The organism is Paenibacillus gallinarum (assembly GCF_014836635.1).
GTDB lineage: Bacteria > Bacillota > Bacilli > Paenibacillales > Paenibacillaceae > Paenibacillus > Paenibacillus gallinarum.
Genome location: NZ_JACSQL010000003.1, coordinates 198,715 through 215,005, shown reverse-complemented (window position 1 = coordinate 215,005; position 16,291 = coordinate 198,715). Strand labels below are relative to the sequence as shown.

Here is a 16,291-nt window from a genome sequence, read left to right as displayed (position 1 = left end):
AGTAAGAGTATGAGTAATGAGGTAATAAGAATCAGCTTGGGCTTCGTTCCGCTTCCATTTTTGCTTTCGGCCTCGACTTAAAACCTCGACGTCGGCTCATCGCATCCTTAATACCCCATACTGAACTGTTTCTGTGGGTGGACTTCAAACACCCCTGCGGCTCCCATCCCTCCGCCGATACACATACTTACTACACCGTATCCTCCTCCCCGCCTAGCCAGTTCGGAGATCAAGCTGACTGTAAGTTTAGCACCTGTACAACCTAGAGGGTGACCCAGGGCAATCGCCCCTCCGTTCACATTCACCTTGTTTTCATCGAGTTCCAAGGCTCGAATGATATGAAGGCATTGCGATGCAAAAGCTTCATTTATTTCAAAGAGATTTACATCGTCTTTTTCGATTCCAGCCATTTTTAGTGCTTTGGGAATCGCTTCGACGGGACCTACTCCCATCACCTCCGGCTCTACCCCGGCAAGGGCAAATGAACGAAAAGTAGCAAGCGGTGTAAGCCCAAGTTCCTGCGCTTTTTCCCGGCTCATCACTGCAACAGCTGCAGCTCCGTCACTGGTCTGAGAAGCATTGCCTGCGGTTACGGTACCTTTGATGGAAAATGCAGGTCTGAGACGACCGAGTCCTTCCATTGAAGTATCTTTGCGTACACCTTCATCGGTATCAAAAGTGAAGGTACGGCTGCGCACTCTCCCCTGTTCGTCTACTGAAGTGGCGGCTACAGTGACAGGTACGATTTCTTCTCGGAATCTACCGGAAGCAATGGCTACTGCTGCTTTGCGGTGACTTCCTACGGCAAAGGCATCCTGCGCTTCGCGATCCACACCGAATCTTCGTGCAACCTCTTCTGCCGTATGCCCCATACCCATGTACACTTCCGGCATATCTTCCACAATCCGGTGATGAGGAGCAGGTTTGAACCCGGTCATGGGAACATGACTCATGCTCTCCACACCGCCAGCAATGATGACATCTGCGTGCCCAAGCATAATACGCTCTGCAGCAAAAGAAATGGCTTGTAAGCCAGATGAACAGAAGCGATTGACCGTCAGCGCAGGAACTGTAACCGGGTACCCTGCATATAGCGAAATAATCCTTGCTACATTTAAACCTTGCTCACCCTCAGGCATTGCACAACCAAGGATGATATCGTCCACGTCTTCTTTTTGCAGTCCGGGTGCACGGTCAATAACGGCTTCGAGTACCGCTTTTCCTAGATCTTCTACTCTCGTCTGTGCGAAACTCCCCTTCTTCGCTTTCCCGATCGCAGTACGAGCCAGCGATACAATCACGGCTTCTCTCATGATTTTCACCTCATCTTTTGGATTAAAAGACTAGTTGAATCAATTTCATAACTCATCAAAATGATGAATTTGATTCAGTTACGTAGCGGTTTGCCTTTGGATAACATGTGCTGCATACGTTGCTGTGTTTTCACTTCTCCAAGTAGACTGAGGAAAGCTTCCCGTTCCAGATCAAGCAAATATTGTTCACTAACCACTGTTCCTGGAGCTACATCTCCTCCGGTCAGAATATGTGCTAATTTCTTCGCAATCAAATAATCATGATCACTAATATACCCGCTGTTTTTTAATCCAAGTGCTCCCACTTGCAGGACCGCGCGGCCATCTCTTCCCGCTACTCTTGCTTTAGCAGGTATTTTTGGTTGGTAACCTGCTCGCTCCATTTCAAGCACCGCTTGTTTTGCTTCGTATATACGGAAATCTTGATTCATAACGACACTGTCATGACTACGACCATACATACGCAGCGCTTCATGACCACTCGTTGATGTTTTTGCCATTGCGATCATTTCAAAAATACGGTTTAACTCAGGCTGAAGATCTGAATCTGGGCTTGGATAACGGTCACTTGTCATAAGTGCTAGTTCTTTACAACCGCCTCCCGCAGGAATGAGTCCTACACCTGTCTCGACCAAACCAAAGTAAGATTCTGCGGAGAAAATAATGCGATCTGCTGGAAGGCAAGCCTCCACACCGCCGCCTAGTGTCATTCGGTGAGGTGCTGCCACAACCGGTTTTTCAAGACCTTTTAATTTCATCATACTGCCTTGGAATAAACGGATGATATCATCCACTTCATCCCAGTCCCCACTTTGGGCTTCCATCAGCATGAGCATCAGATTGGCGCCCACACAGAAGTTACGTCCTTCATTCGCAATAACAAGTCCGCGATAATTATTTCTCACTTCCTCGGCACTTTGCTGGATCATGACTAGAATATCTGCACCAATGGCATTGTTCGGCGAAGTAAACTCCAGACAAGCGACGTCATCTCCAAGATCAATCAGGTTCGCACCCGAGTTTTGGCGAATGATCTTGTTCTGTGCCTTTAAGCTTTGAAGTGAGATCCGTTCTGGCTGTGTTTCGACTTCTTTGTAAGCTCCTTTATAGAAGTGGAGTACAGCTCCATCTTTTTGCTCATAGAAAGACTTGTTACCCGCGGCGATCCACTCTTTGACCCAAGTTGGTACGACAAGACCTTCTGCTTCCATCCGCTGTACGGATTCGGGTAATCCAATCAGATCCCAAGTTTCAAATGGTCCAAGTTCCCAATTAAAACCCCATTTCATTGCATTATCGATATCTTCAATGGAATCCGCGATTTCTCCTAATTTTTCAGCAGAATAAATCAGTACTTGTTTAAGCACATTCCAAGCGAGTTCCGAATAACGGTCATTGGTGGCAAGGAATGCTTTTATTTTCTTCTTTGAACCTTTTACCGCTTTTGCAGCTTCGATGGAAGCAGATCTAATTTTTGCGCTTGGATTATAGTCCATCGTGGACAGATCAAGTGAGAGTATTTTGCTCCCTTGCTCCCCTTTCACTTTCTTATAGAAACCTTGGCCGCCCTTTTCTCCAATCCAACCTTTTGCTACCAATTCATTTAGGACATCAGGTACAGCGAAAATGTCTTTCTCAGGTCCGTCTGGAACGCTGTCGTATACATTCTGAGCAACATGAACAAACGTATCGATTCCCACAAGATCCAGGGTTCGGAAGGTCGCGCTTTTCGGCCTGCCAAGAACAGGACCCGTAGCTGCATCTACCTCTTCTACGGTATAGTTGTTCTCTTTCATTTCATGTAAAGTAACGAGCAGTCCATACGTGCCAATACGATTGGATATAAAATTAGGTGTATCTTTTGCAAGCACAACCCCTTTGCCAAGCCTTCTTGAACAGAAGTCCGCCATAAATGCTGTGATCTGCGGATCGGTATCAAATCCAGGAATGATCTCGAGCAGCTTCATATGTCTAGGAGGGTTAAAGAAATGAGTTCCAATAAAATTCCTGCGGAAATTTTCGTTGCAGTCCTCCACCATCGCATTAACCGAGATTCCCGAAGTGTTGGTACTTACGATCGTTCCTTCTTTTACCACTCCTTCAATCTGTTTTAGAATGGATTTCTTTATGTCGAGCTTTTCCGTCACCACTTCGATAATCCAGTCCACATCTTTTAGTAGATGGAAATGATCTTCTGTATTCCCCGGTGTAATTCGCTCTATAAAATCTGCCGCATAAAGCGGAGCCGAACTGGATTTAGGAAGAGCTGCAATTGCTTTTGCCGCCAGTTTATTTCTAAACTTAGGATCCGCAAGGCTTAACCCTGCTTTTTCATCCTCTGGGCTTAACGATCTCGGAACAACATCAAGCAATAAACAAGGAATGCCTGCATTGGCCAGATGGGCTGCAATCCCCGACCCCATGACACCGGACCCTATAACGGCGGCTTTTGAAATCGTCCTAGAAGCAGTTTTGTGAGCCGTATCTTTTGCTAACGTTTTATTCATTTAACTACGACCTCCCGTTCGTGGGTTTCTTTCCTTCCAAATACAGACACTTCTAAAATCTCAGCGATATCCCGAGTTTTCACTTGCTCTTCTACTTCTTGCAGCTTCGTACCATCTTCCAGCATCGTCAGGCAGTAAGGACAAGCGGAACTAATCATCGTCGGCGATACCGCAAGTGCTTGCTCTGTTCGAGCTAAATTCACTCGTTTTCCTTCATCCTCTTCCATCCACATTTGCCCGCCACCGGCACCACAGCACATTCCGTTTTCACGAGTTCGCTCCATCTCTAGCAACGTTACCCCCGGGATAGCTCGAAGCACATCACGCGGCTGGTCATAAACATCGTTGTACCGACCAAGATAACAGGAATCGTGATACGTAATTTTTTCTTCAACCGTATGTTTCGGAGTGAGTCTTCCTTCTTTCACAAGTTGGTCTAGGAGCTGCGTGTGGTGTAGTACTTCAGCCTTTAGTCCAAAATCAGGGTATTCATTCTTGAAGATGTTGAAGGTGTGCGGGCAAGCGGTGACGATTTTATGGGCACCATATTTTTTAAAAATCTCGATATTCTCTGCACAGAGTTGCTGGAATAGGAATTCGTTACCCATCCGGCGCGGTGTGTCGCCTGAATTTTTTTCTTCGTTACCCAAAATGGCGAAGTTCACGCCCGCTTCATTCATTAAGCGGACAAACGCACGTGTTATTTTGCGACTGCGATTATCATAGGAACCCATCGAACCTACAAAAAATAAATATTCGAATGCCGGATTCTCTTTCACGGTCGGGATCTCAAGATGAAGCGTATCTTCCGGATCGATTTCCTTCACCCATTTACTGCGTTCAGCCCGGCTGATACCCCATGGGTTACCTTGACGCTCAATGTTCTGCATCGCTCTTTGTCCTTCTTGCGGCACACTGCCTTCCATAAGAACAAGATGTCTGCGCAGATCAACAATTTTGTCTACGTGTTCATTGGATACTGGGCACTGATCTTCGCAATTACGACAAGTCGTACAAGCCCATATTTCTTCTTCTGTCATCACTCCGCCAATAAGCTGAACATCCTTGACATTCACACCTTCCACCTGATGCCATGCTTTCTTCTGAGCTGCCATCGTAGGACGAATATCAGTGATACCTTCTCCCTTCCACTGCGTGAGTTCATGATCTGTACTGCTCATGGAATAAACTCCAGAGTATCCAAATACGCCAGCGGGTACCCAAGGGGATTTGGAAGTGAGTAGAGCTCCTTTTTCCGTCAAATGATCCCTCAGTTTCACGATCATGTGCATTGGAGACAGCATCTTTCCCGTACTCGAAGCAGGACATACATTCGTACAGCGTCCACATTCAACGCATGCATAGAAATCAAGCATTTGTTTTTGAGTGAAATCTTCAATTTTACCTACACCGTAGGATTCAGCTTCTTCATCTTCGAGATCTAATGTGGTTAATTTCCCTGGGGCATCTGTTCTGCGAAATAAAATATTGATAGGGGCTGTAATAAGATGAAAGTGTTTCGATTGGGGAACATATAGCAGGAATGACAGCAAGATTAGGAGATGCAGCCACCAACATACGTAGTATAGTGCGTTTATTGCCATGTCAGGCATCCAGCTTACAGCAGCCGCAAGACTTGATGAGATCGGAGCTAGTGAAGATGATGCCACGCCTTCTCTTACTCTTTCGAATGCCACGGTAAATAGTACAGATATCATAAGCGTAGTAATAAAGATGACGACAATACTAGGTTTAAACCCACGTTTTAATCGGTCCAGCTTCTCCCCATATCTGCGGTATGCCGCGTATGCGATTGCCAGAAGAATGAGAACTACCGTAACCTCTTGCATGAGAATAAATCCTTCATAACCTGGAATCGGAAGCTGATGACCACTTAGGCCTTTCCAGATAATATCCAGTGCGCCAAACTGCAAAATAATAAAACCGTAAAAGACAACAAAGTGCATAATACCGCTTCTTGGATCTTTAAAAAGTTTCGTTTGACCAAATACCTGAACGGCAAAGGTGCGTAATCGTTCGTTCACATCTCGCCTGAGGTCAGCCGGCTTTCCTAAACGAATGTACAGATACCGATGATACACGACTCTTAGGAACAGATATACCGCTAGACCGGTAACGAGGAAAAAGAGCAGCGCATTCCCGATTTGCAAGATCATCCTCATCAGCCCCTTGTATCTTCATTCTTTACCTAGAATCCTTCTCTTTATCGTCTTTGGACAGCGTGTCACTCCCTTCTTTATTTCTCACCAAGCCAAGATCAGGGAAGTGTTTGTATGAAGCGCTTTCATCTAATGTATAAAAAAGAGACCTCCATACTCCGTTTGACTGTAATACAACATGGATTCGTCAAATAACGTGAATGATGAACGTCTCTATTCTCTATAAAGTAGATGTAATTGCTGCATATTTAATATTTGTTAACCCATCGTTGACAATGATAAGAACGTATTCTATGATGATCAAAAGAAACTGAATGAGTATTCATTCATAAATTTAATTGTAGTCTAACATCGGGGTGACGATATGACAAGTAAAAAAACAGAAAAATATCATTTAATTCTTCAGGGCGCCCTCAAGGTATTTGCTGAAAACGGCTATCACCGTTCGCAAGTTTCCAAGATTGCCAAGGCAGCCGGCGTAGCGGATGGAACGATTTATTTGTATTTCAAAAGAAAGGAGGACATACTCATTCATCTGTTCCAAGAGAAGCTTGGAGAACTGGTAAATAAGTTTCATGAAAGCGTAGCTGAAACGAATGATGCATGTGAAGCGCTGCGAATGATATGCACCATTCATTACACGGAACTTGAGAATAATCCAGAGCTTGCTTATGTGACTCAGATTGAAATGCGGCAAAGTGAACTGGAACTGCGAAAAGAAATAGGAATTACGCTGAAGCCATACATCGAGCTTATCGAGAATATTGTTCAACAAGGGATCGACAATGGACAGTTTCGGGCGAACCTCAATGTAAAACTTGTGCGAAATTTAATTTTCGGTTCCATGGACGAAGTCGTTACTTCTTGGCTTCTTTCCGGTCAAAAGTACTCCTTACGTGATCAAGTGGATGAAACACTTCAGTTTTTTATTCACGGCGTTTCCAAGTAGAGAGGTTCTACATCTCTACTATTCACATATAAAAAACTCACAAGCATTCATTTTGAAGGGAGAGCGTAAACGATGAAAATTGTAGTGCTCATGAAACAAACATTTGATACAGAGGAAAAAATCGTAGTGAAGCAAGGTACGATTGTGGAAGATGGAGTCAAGTTTGTCATTAACCCTTATGATGAATATGCAGTGGAGGAAGCCGTCAAGCTTCGTGATGAGTTTGGTGGCAGCGTAACCCTCGTATCCCTCGGTCCCAGTCGAACCGCAGAAGCGCTACGCACTGCCCTTGCAATGGGTGCCGATGAAGCAGTCCTCATCTCGGATGATCGAATTCCGGATGATGAGTGTGCTGTCTCCAAAGTTCTATATACCTATCTATCCAAAGAAAATCCGGACCTCATTCTTGGCGGTAATTTCTCGGTCGATCGCGGATCAGGCCAAGTGGCGATTCGGCTTGCGAAGTTGCTTAATATCCCCCATACCGCTTCCATTACTAAACTTACGATAAACGGTACGACCGCGGAAGTTCACCGTGATGCAGAAGGAGATCTTGAAATACTTACCCTCCCTTTACCAGCCCTATTCACCGCTCAACAAGGACTAAATGAACCCCGATATCCTTCCCTGCCCGGCATTATGAAGGCGAAGAAAAAACCATTCAAAACCTATACACTTGAAGATCTGGACCTTACGGAAGATGATGTGAAGCCAGCGACAAAACAAACCGAACTCACGCTCCCCCCAGAACGAAGTGCTGGGCAAATTCTAAAAGGTGAACCTGCCGAAGCGGTATCTGAACTTGTTTCCTTACTGCGAACGAAGTCTAAAGTGATCTAACTTTTGAATGCGTTTTCAATTGTGATGTTTCTATAACTGTATGGCAAGTAGAATGTCCTACATGCAATTTTTTTGAGAACCATGATCCCCTGCTTGATTTATTCTATATTGCCCGGGAGGTTAAGCTAATGAGCAAAACGATATTCATTTACGCTGAAAGCCGTGAAGGTAAGTTACGTCAAGTTGCTAAGGAGACGTTAGGTGCAGCTCAGATCATTGCGAAGGAAGGGGATACCATCTGCGCTTTTGTTGCTGGATCCCAGATTACAGAAGCGGTATCTGCGATCCTTCCTTACGGAGCAGATCAGGTTGTCGCCATGGAACATGCAGACCTTACGCACTATAATCCCGATGCTTACTTTGCTGCAATTAAGGTTGCATTGGATCAGACTAAACCAGATATCGTACTTTTGGGTCATACCGCCATTGGACGGGATCTTGCCCCGCAAGTAGCAGCCTATTTACGAGCAGGTCAAATTTCTGACGTAACCGAAATAGATAATGAAGATGGGGAAGCAATTTTCACTCGTCCTCTTTATGCAGGCAAAGCATTTGAGAAACGTGTATTCGAATCCACTCCTGCTGTCGTTACCATTCGTCCTAACAATATTAAACCTGCGGAATTAAGTGAGACTGCTGCTCCATCAAGTGTAATAGATATCGCTTATCCCGCCCCTTCCCTACGTACCGTGATTAAAGATGTCGTGAGCAAAGCTACAGGAAAAATAGATCTGACGGAAGCCAAAGTGGTGATCTCTGGAGGCCGCGGTGTCAAGAGTGAAGAAGGATTCAAACCACTCGAAGAACTTGCGGATTTGCTAGGGGGTGCTGTCGGTGCTTCCCGTGGAGCTTGTGATGCAGGATATTGTGATTACTCTCTTCAAATCGGTCAGACCGGTAAAGTCGTTACTCCTGAAATCTATATCGCCTGCGGCATAAGCGGAGCCATCCAGCATTTGGCGGGCATGAGTCAATCCAAGGTCATTATTGCCATTAATAAAGATCCAGAAGCACCGATTTTTAAAGTTGCAGACTATGGTATTGTTGGCGATTTATTTGAAGTGGTACCGCTTCTCACCGAAGAATTCCGTAAAGTGCTTGTATAATGGGTTGATGTTGGTATTATGAAATTGATTTGATTGTAAAATAAAAAAACTACCTTTAGCTCTCATCCATAATGGATGCTTGCAGAGGTAGTTTTTCTTTTATTGATATTTTCTTTTTTTGATAAAAGTTTTGTGTCTTCCCTATATTAGGATTGAACTGCATCGAGCCATGCTTTACTAATCAGTGCATGGCCTGCCGCTGTTGGGTGTACTCCATCTTCGGCCCAGAAAGCCGGATCGAGTTGCGTGCTTTTTGAAGCAAATAAACCATCTAGAGGAATATAATATGTTTTAAATTCACGAGCTAACTGGCGAATCGCATGGATTTTTGGATCAAGGTCTGCTCTCCATTCTCTCTGCCCTGCCGGAACAGGAAGAACAAATGGTTCGATGAGGACCAGTTTTGCATTTGTTTTTTCCTTGGTTTGAACAATCAAATCACGATATGTACGATAGAAATCTTCGGGTGAAGTAAATTCACCTTGATCATAATAACGCCAAGTGTCATTAATACCGATATAGATCGACACCCAATCAGGCTGATGAGCGATACAGTCCTCTTCCCATCGTTGCTGCAGATCCGTAATTCGGTTGCCGTTAATACCCCGATTTAAAAACCTCATATTTAGCTCAGGATATTGTTTCCCAACTTCAGCTGCTGTCAGCAGCGCATATCCACTGCCAAGGCTCCAATTGTTACTATAATCTCGACCACAATCAGTAATACTGTCTCCTATAAAAAGAACAGTCTCTCCCTGTTGAAACGGATGGCTCACGGTTTACTTCCCCTCTCCAATTACCTGATATATACGTTCATTTCCATTCCTTATGATAACGCTATCAGTTCAAATTGGAAATAGGCTTTCGTAAAATTTCATAACAAAAATAGTTATTATGATAAAAAGCATGACATACCTAACCTAACAAAACCAAACAAAATTACAGTTTTCCATTTTATTTAGTTATATCAATTTCAAGCACGATTGGACAATGATCACTACCGAGAACTTGACTATCGATTGATGCGTCTATTAATTGGGGAGCAATTCTCTCCGATGCTAGAAAATAATCAATACGCCAGCCGATATTCCGCTCTCGAACCTTCGCCATATAAGACCACCAGCTATATACATCGGTCTGATCAGGATAAAAATAACGGAATGTATCTACAAATCCGGCTGCAAGCAGTCTTGTCATCTTCTCCCGTTCCTCATCTGTAAATCCGGAATTGCCCCGATTACTCTTCGCATTCTTGATATCTATTTCTTGGTGTGCGACATTAAGGTCACCACAGATTATCACAGGTTTTTTCTGATCCAGGCCCGTAATATACTCTCGAAATTGTTCTTCCCACTCCAGCCGCAGAGCTAGTCTCGATAGATCTCTCCGAGCATTCGGTGTATACACGTTCACCAGATAGAAAGACTCAAATTCTAAAGTGATCATTCGGCCTTCCACGTCTGGGTCTTCTTCACTCATTCCATACTGGACGGACAATGGTTTAATACGAATAAATACCGCAGTGCCCGAATATCCTTTTTTCTCGGCATAACTCCAGTAATCCTGATACCCTTCCCCCAGCTCCAGCTCAATCTGTCCTTCTTGCAGTTTTGTTTCTTGAAGACAGAAAATATCTGCATCCATTAGATGAAAATAATCCATAAACCCTTTTTTCACACAAGCTCTAAGCCCATTTACGTTCCAAGATACCAGTTTCATGTCTCTCTCCTTGATGTCTATACTTTCTTTACATTCTAGTAAATAAAAAGACCGTAGGCAAACTAGCAAGGCTAGCATACCTACAGTCAGCCCCCGCTAAAAGGAGGTTTCTTAACAAACAAGAAGCTTATATATGTTTATTTCCTTTTAGTCATTTATCTCTTATAAGACAATTAACTTTAATGGGCTATTCTGCGGTGGTGCAGATTGTTTCCATAGCTTCGTTGTTATAGCAACGATATCTTGACCTTTTTTTATTTCTGCTAATTTCTCTTTTTCATCCTTAAGTATAAGGATCTCTTGTGTATCGTAGTCTTTTATCTTTACAGATAATTGGTTTTCATTCTTACTAGGAACAATATCTAGCACCACTGCCCGTATGGTCTCGATATTTTCTTTTTCATATTCTTGGTTTTCATCCAAGAAGCTTTCTATAAAAGTTTCCTTTTGAGTTTCAATCTTCTTCTCACTAAGATGATCTTTTGTTTTATATTCATTCTCTTCGGAACCCTCTACCTTGTTAATGGGGTTCACTGTTAACCCTTTGCCGCCCTCAACCTCTTGGGGTGAGCATGCTGCTAAGAAAACCAGAACCATAGTTAAGATCAAACTTATAAGAACCTTTTTCATCTTTTTCACCTCTCGCTAATACAGACGAGAAAAGCCTTAATAAAGGTTGCAGTACTCTGTTATCCTTCTCCTTATTCGATCAAAAAGAAATCCCTTGTGAATATCCTCTAACAACAAAAAACTCACTCCTTGTATAGTTACACCCCATACAAAAAGTGAGTTTAAATCAGATCCCATTCTCAAAAACGTACATCCATATATTTCAACAGAGCGACCCAATACATACCATCGCAGATTGATTAATACGGTGAATCACTAATTTATGTTCTTAGTGTAGACGATCCACCTTTATAAAAAATATAAAAGTTTAATATTCGAACTTCATTACGTTAAAATATAGTAAATGTGTAGTTCTTTAACATATAATTATTTTTGTTAACGTGGATATAACACGGGATGCGGTGCAGAAGTGATATATAGGTATGTTCGTACATTATTATGTATATTTTAATGGTTTAGTTATCTACTAAAGAAAGCTGTGTACTACCTACACTATCTAACTAAGCCAACAGTTTATAAAGTCACAAATTGAGGAGAGTCTAAATGTTTTATAAGATTGGAGAAAGTGATAGTAATATTTTTGTCAGTTGTCAATTTTGCCATACTGAAATTATCTTTAATCAGAATATCTGTAGAAAAAGGGGAATCTATTATACTATTGCAGAAAAAATGATATGTCCTAAATGCGGAGAAAAGTCAAACCGTATTATAGATGATCCAAAAATAAGAGCAGCTATGGAAAGTAACAAAAAAGAGCTAGCTTTAAAAGAGAAAGAGCTTGAAGAAGCTAAGGCTTCGAAAGAAAAAAAGCTTGAAGAAGCTAGGGTCTTAAAAGAAAAAGAACTAGGAAAATCTAAAGCTCTAGAATTAACGAAAATATTGAATAAAAAAATAATAGAATCTGAAGCTTCAACTCTTCTTACTGACAGTGAAATGAAATTGATACTTAACAATTTTATCAATATATTGGATATAAATTTTTTGAATATAACAAGTTTCGTTGTATTTGAAAGATTGATTATTAAACATACTAATATTGGAGAATTGTCATTGCTCTGTAGTGACCCATATTTAAATCATTATCTTACTTACAATAGTATTTATGAAGGAATGGAAGATTATCTGAGTATAACTTTGATTGAGAATGAGTTTAATGAAAAATTTATGAGATTAGTCAAACTTATCATAAAAAAATATATGATGCTCAATGAAGATATTGCAATTTTTGTAACTTGGAAGATCCTAAGACAGTTTCTAAACGAATACTATCATGATTTACTATTAATGGAGTTTGAAGATAGATTTAATAATAATGGTACTGAATTATCGTTGGAAGAATACCTCTCCTTTTATGTTGAAAATGATTCTATCAATGTAAATTTTAATACAGGAGTATTAACTCATTTTTTAATTCATAAAGGTATTACATATAGTCAAAATTTTATAAAAGAATATGAAGTTGTTGTTAACCTAGTTTTAAAATCTATAGAAAATAAGAAAAATGACAGTTTTGAAAGAGCATTACTAAAAAACAATCTAATATCATCTATTACTACTTATTCTATAGATGATATTGATCTTATGACAGGCTACGAATTCGAACAATTTGTATCAGACCTATTTAAAAAAATGGGGTACACTACTCAATTAACTAAAGCTTCAGGGGATCAAGGAATTGATGTTATTGCAGCCCGTCAGGGAAGGAAAATTGGTATCCAAGCAAAATGTTATTCTAATTTGGTTACCAATAAGGCAATACAAGAAGTTTCAGCTGGAATAGTTCACTACAAATTGGATAAAGGAATTGTTGTTACAAATAGTCATTTCACTAATTCCGCAAGAGAATTGGCATTGTCAAATAGAATAATTTTGTGGGATAGAAACATGTTGAAGGAGAAAATTAAAGAATTCTACTAGTAGTTCCTATCTAAAATATTCAAATTTATGATACGTAAAGCAACAGTTTACTTGATGCAAATGACACTGCTTTCCTAATGAACTAAGTGTCATTGTATACCATTTGTATCTTTCACTAAAAAAACTCACTCCTTGTATAGTTACATCCCATACAAAAAGTGAGTTTAAATCAGATCCCATTCTCAAAAACGTACATCACCGTAAATATCAACAGAGCGACCTAATACATACCATCGCTGACTGATAACTACGGTGAATCACGAATTGATATCCATGGCAGACAAAACGTGAAGACTTTAAAACGTCGAGGTTAAAGGAAGTTTTCCTATTCTTCGTCGAACTCCACGTTGTGGTACACCTGCTGCACATCTTCCAGATCTTCAAGCACATCGATCAGTTTCTCGAACTGAGCAAGTGCATCGCCTTCTAGAGATACGAAGGTTTGTGGAAGCATTGTAAGCTCGGCTACCGTAAATTCGGAAATGCCTGCATTTTTGAAAGCATCTTGTACGGCGTGGAATTGATCTGGTTCAGCATACACGATAACAGAATCATCTTCTTCGATAATGTCACGCACATCAAGATCTGCTTCCATCAGCAGTTCAAGCACGTCATCCGCTGTTTTTCCTTCCACACCGATAACGGCTGTTGAATCAAACATGTAGTTTACGGAACCACTTACACCAAGGTTTCCTCCGTTTTTACTGAAAGTGGAACGTACTTCAGAAGCAGTACGATTCACGTTGTTCGTGAGGGCATCCACAATAACCATGGAACCGTTAGGTCCAAAACCTTCATAACGAAGTTCGTCAAAGTTTTCTTCGGAACCGCCTTTTGCTTTTTCCAGTGCGCGGTCGATGATTGCTTTTGGTACGTTATAAGTTTTGGCACGCTCAAGTACTACTTTCAGTGCACGGTTCGACTCAGGATCAGGTTCACCTTGGCGAGCAACTACATATATTTCACGTCCAAATTTGGCATAGATTCGGCTAGTACTAGCGTCCTTATTTGCCTTTTTCTCTTTGATGTTATTCCATTTACGACCCATAATATATCGCTCTCTTTCACTTAGAATCAGGCTCAATCCTTTCTATTATAGCTTTTATGGAATGAGTTGAAAAGTTTACACGTCACATTTCTTGTAAGCGATACATGAACGACATAAGGACAAATTCTATTTTATTTTAATATTGATATCTGCTTTGGCAAATCCTGGGTATTCCTTCACCTTAAAAGACAAAGGCTGTTTATATTCCCTTTTGGGTATAGAGAACGTCATTTCGTGGCTCTCCGTGCCGAGTCCCGTCCACATTAACAATTTAGCGTCGTTCATTGGATATTCTTTACCCGCAGCATCTGTGAATGTGTTATCTTCATTGAAAAATTGTACATAAGGATTGAAATATGGATATTCCGTCTGGTCATAAATTCCTTCTGTACTGATGCTTACTTGAATTCCGTCTCCTGTTTCCTCTACCTTATCTAAGACAATGTGTGGGTTAGGTGTGTGTATGGTCTCTACCGTCTCTATATTAAATGTAAATACTTGATCTCGTTTATTCAAAAAGAATCCTTTTGCTTCTAAAGTCAACGAGTCCGTTTGACTAAAATAAGGACTTTCAAAGTAATAAGTTCGCTCTCCTGTTGCTAAGTCACCCTGTACGGTCTCCATTCTTCTTTTGTAATCGGTATTATCATTTAATCTTAAATCAACTAGATCATTGATCTGCATTGTATTATTGGGGTCTGCTGTGACATGTACTTTTGCTTGAAGAGGCGTAATCGTTACTTGATCAATGTTCACTTTCTGACCATCTACTTCCATCTGCTTATCGACTGGAATGACCTCTCTCATACCCGCAAAACGTTCTTTATCCACGGTAAATGGAATTTCATAATGATGACCAATCATATTCACTTTCAGAATTAACCGTTCCGGCATCGTTTGACCGTCTAACAATCGAAAATCAAGTTTTTCATAAGTATCAACTGCTTCCTCAATCTCTTTAGGAAGAACGCTTAGTCGTTGCTCGCTGATCTTTTCTCCTTTTCCATTCGTCAATTCAAAAGCCATATAATCATTCGCTTTCCCTTCCCTCACTTCTGGACCCTTCAGAGAATAGAGAATGAGAATCCGGTCTTCATCCGCAAGTATACTTCCCACCGTAAACACGGTATCTTCCGATCTATCTGAGATTCCCACTTCTTGTAGAAAATCATGTTCCCATGCTTTTGCAAATAAGCTGTCATACCGAATGAGATCTACGAATTTATTCAAACCCGGCATGTCCCGAACTGTGGAAGCAAAGGCGGGTGAAACTCGGATACTCGCAACGAATATCATAAAAACACTCATCATAGCTGCGGCTGCTACAAAAATAGATCTCCTTTTTCTCACATCCCCATCCGTTTTCTTTCCTTGTGACAATCCCTTACGGATTGCATGATCAAGTTCGAAGTCAGATACCATCGTCATCCGCTGATCATGAAATTGTTTGTTTAGCTCAAAAGAATTCTCCCATTTCTTATCTTGTTTTTCAGACATATTTTCTCACCTTCCTGTCCTCAGTCCATGGGCTCTCTTTCACTTCCTGATCCTCTTCTTCCAACATTTCTGTTCTCATTTGCTTCAGTCCCTTATGAAGCCAGGTTCGGATCGTCCCTTCCGGCTTGTCCATAAGTTCAGCGATATCTGGAATGGTAAGATCACGGTAATATTTCAGTACGATGACCATCCGATATTTCGGTTGCAGTTTTCTAATCCGTTTTTCCATATCTAATTTGTGATCGGAATCTACACTTTGCGGAGCAAGTACTGCATCATATCCCAGATGATCCGCAGCCGTAGGCACCTCTCTACGTTTCTTCTTCTGTTCATCCATACATACGCGTAGTAAAATTCGAATGACCCATGTTGTAAAATATTCGGGTTGCTTCAGTGATTTCCGTTTTGCCCATACTTTGCTCACCGTTTCTTGGACCACGTCTAGCGCATCCTGCTGATTGAGCATATAGGAATAGGCAATGCCGTATAATTTATGCTTGTCTACACTCATTCGCTCTAAGAATGCTTCTTCATCTCCTTGTTTTGCTTTCACAGCCAGTTCAATTAAATCCACTCATTCCCTCC

At 41.4% G+C, this 16,291-nt stretch carries 13 protein-coding genes; 4 read left to right on the top strand and 9 right to left on the bottom strand.

Annotated elements, in window-relative coordinates; all coding sequences use genetic code 11:
- Positions 1-107: 107 nt before the first annotated feature.
- From H9647_RS10220 to H9647_RS10210, 3 genes are all read right to left on the bottom strand, one after another.
- The gene (locus H9647_RS10220; protein ID WP_191799665.1) at positions 108-1,313 is read right to left on the bottom strand and encodes an acetyl-CoA C-acyltransferase; all 1,206 of its coding nucleotides are present in this window, start codon (positions 1,311-1,313) and stop codon (positions 108-110) included.
- A gap of 74 nt (positions 1,314-1,387) precedes the next feature.
- The gene (locus tag H9647_RS10215; protein ID WP_191799664.1) at positions 1,388-3,820 is read right to left on the bottom strand and encodes a 3-hydroxyacyl-CoA dehydrogenase/enoyl-CoA hydratase family protein; all 2,433 of its coding nucleotides are present in this window, start codon (positions 3,818-3,820) and stop codon (positions 1,388-1,390) included.
- Entirely contained in the window at positions 3,817-5,997 is a 2,181-nt protein-coding gene (locus H9647_RS10210) for a heterodisulfide reductase-related iron-sulfur binding cluster (protein ID WP_191799663.1), read from the bottom strand. Before H9647_RS10210 ends, H9647_RS10215 begins: the two co-directional genes overlap by 4 nt.
- A 367-nt stretch (positions 5,998-6,364) precedes the next feature.
- Here H9647_RS10210 and H9647_RS10205 point away from each other — a divergent pair, with 367 nt between their 5' ends.
- The 3 genes from H9647_RS10205 to H9647_RS10195 all read left to right on the top strand — a co-directional run bounded on the left by H9647_RS10205 (position 6,365) and on the right by H9647_RS10195 (position 8,895).
- Positions 6,365-6,949, top strand: coding sequence for a TetR/AcrR family transcriptional regulator (locus H9647_RS10205; protein WP_191799662.1), 585 nt, complete (start codon positions 6,365-6,367; stop codon positions 6,947-6,949).
- A 72-nt stretch (positions 6,950-7,021) separates the two neighbouring features.
- The gene (locus tag H9647_RS10200) at positions 7,022-7,789 is read left to right on the top strand and encodes an electron transfer flavoprotein subunit beta/FixA family protein (protein ID WP_191799661.1); all 768 of its coding nucleotides are present in this window, start codon (positions 7,022-7,024) and stop codon (positions 7,787-7,789) included.
- A 128-nt stretch (positions 7,790-7,917) separates the two neighbouring features.
- Entirely contained in the window at positions 7,918-8,895 is a 978-nt protein-coding gene (locus H9647_RS10195; protein ID WP_191799660.1) for an electron transfer flavoprotein subunit alpha/FixB family protein, read from the top strand.
- Between the two features lie 146 nt (positions 8,896-9,041).
- On the opposite strand, the gene H9647_RS10190 is transcribed toward H9647_RS10195, so the two are convergent.
- From H9647_RS10190 to H9647_RS10180, 3 genes are all read right to left on the bottom strand, one after another.
- On the bottom strand, positions 9,042-9,671 hold the full coding sequence (locus H9647_RS10190; RefSeq protein WP_191799659.1) for an SGNH/GDSL hydrolase family protein: 630 nt from the start codon (positions 9,669-9,671) through the stop codon (positions 9,042-9,044).
- A 178-nt stretch (positions 9,672-9,849) separates the two neighbouring features.
- The gene (locus H9647_RS10185; protein ID WP_191799658.1) at positions 9,850-10,614 is read right to left on the bottom strand and encodes an exodeoxyribonuclease III; all 765 of its coding nucleotides are present in this window, start codon (positions 10,612-10,614) and stop codon (positions 9,850-9,852) included.
- Between the two features lie 162 nt (positions 10,615-10,776).
- The gene (locus H9647_RS10180; protein ID WP_191799657.1) at positions 10,777-11,244 is read right to left on the bottom strand and encodes a hypothetical protein; all 468 of its coding nucleotides are present in this window, start codon (positions 11,242-11,244) and stop codon (positions 10,777-10,779) included.
- Between the two features lie 543 nt (positions 11,245-11,787).
- Here H9647_RS10180 and H9647_RS25745 point away from each other — a divergent pair.
- The gene (locus tag H9647_RS25745; RefSeq protein WP_225229207.1) at positions 11,788-13,161 is read left to right on the top strand and encodes a restriction endonuclease; all 1,374 of its coding nucleotides are present in this window, start codon (positions 11,788-11,790) and stop codon (positions 13,159-13,161) included.
- 325 nt (positions 13,162-13,486) lie between these two features.
- On the opposite strand, the gene H9647_RS10170 is transcribed toward H9647_RS25745, so the two are convergent.
- From H9647_RS10170 to H9647_RS10160, 3 genes are all read right to left on the bottom strand, one after another.
- Entirely contained in the window at positions 13,487-14,209 is a 723-nt protein-coding gene (locus H9647_RS10170) for a YebC/PmpR family DNA-binding transcriptional regulator (protein WP_160031726.1), read from the bottom strand.
- A gap of 126 nt (positions 14,210-14,335) precedes the next feature.
- Positions 14,336-15,706 (bottom strand): DUF4179 domain-containing protein, encoded by a 1,371-nt coding sequence (locus tag H9647_RS10165; RefSeq protein ID WP_191799656.1) that lies wholly within the window; start codon positions 15,704-15,706, stop codon positions 14,336-14,338.
- Positions 15,699-16,280, bottom strand: coding sequence for a sigma-70 family RNA polymerase sigma factor (locus H9647_RS10160; RefSeq protein ID WP_318245288.1), 582 nt, complete (start codon positions 16,278-16,280; stop codon positions 15,699-15,701). The genes H9647_RS10165 and H9647_RS10160 overlap by 8 nt, the downstream gene beginning before the upstream one ends.
- Between the last annotated feature and the right edge of the window lie 11 nt (positions 16,281-16,291).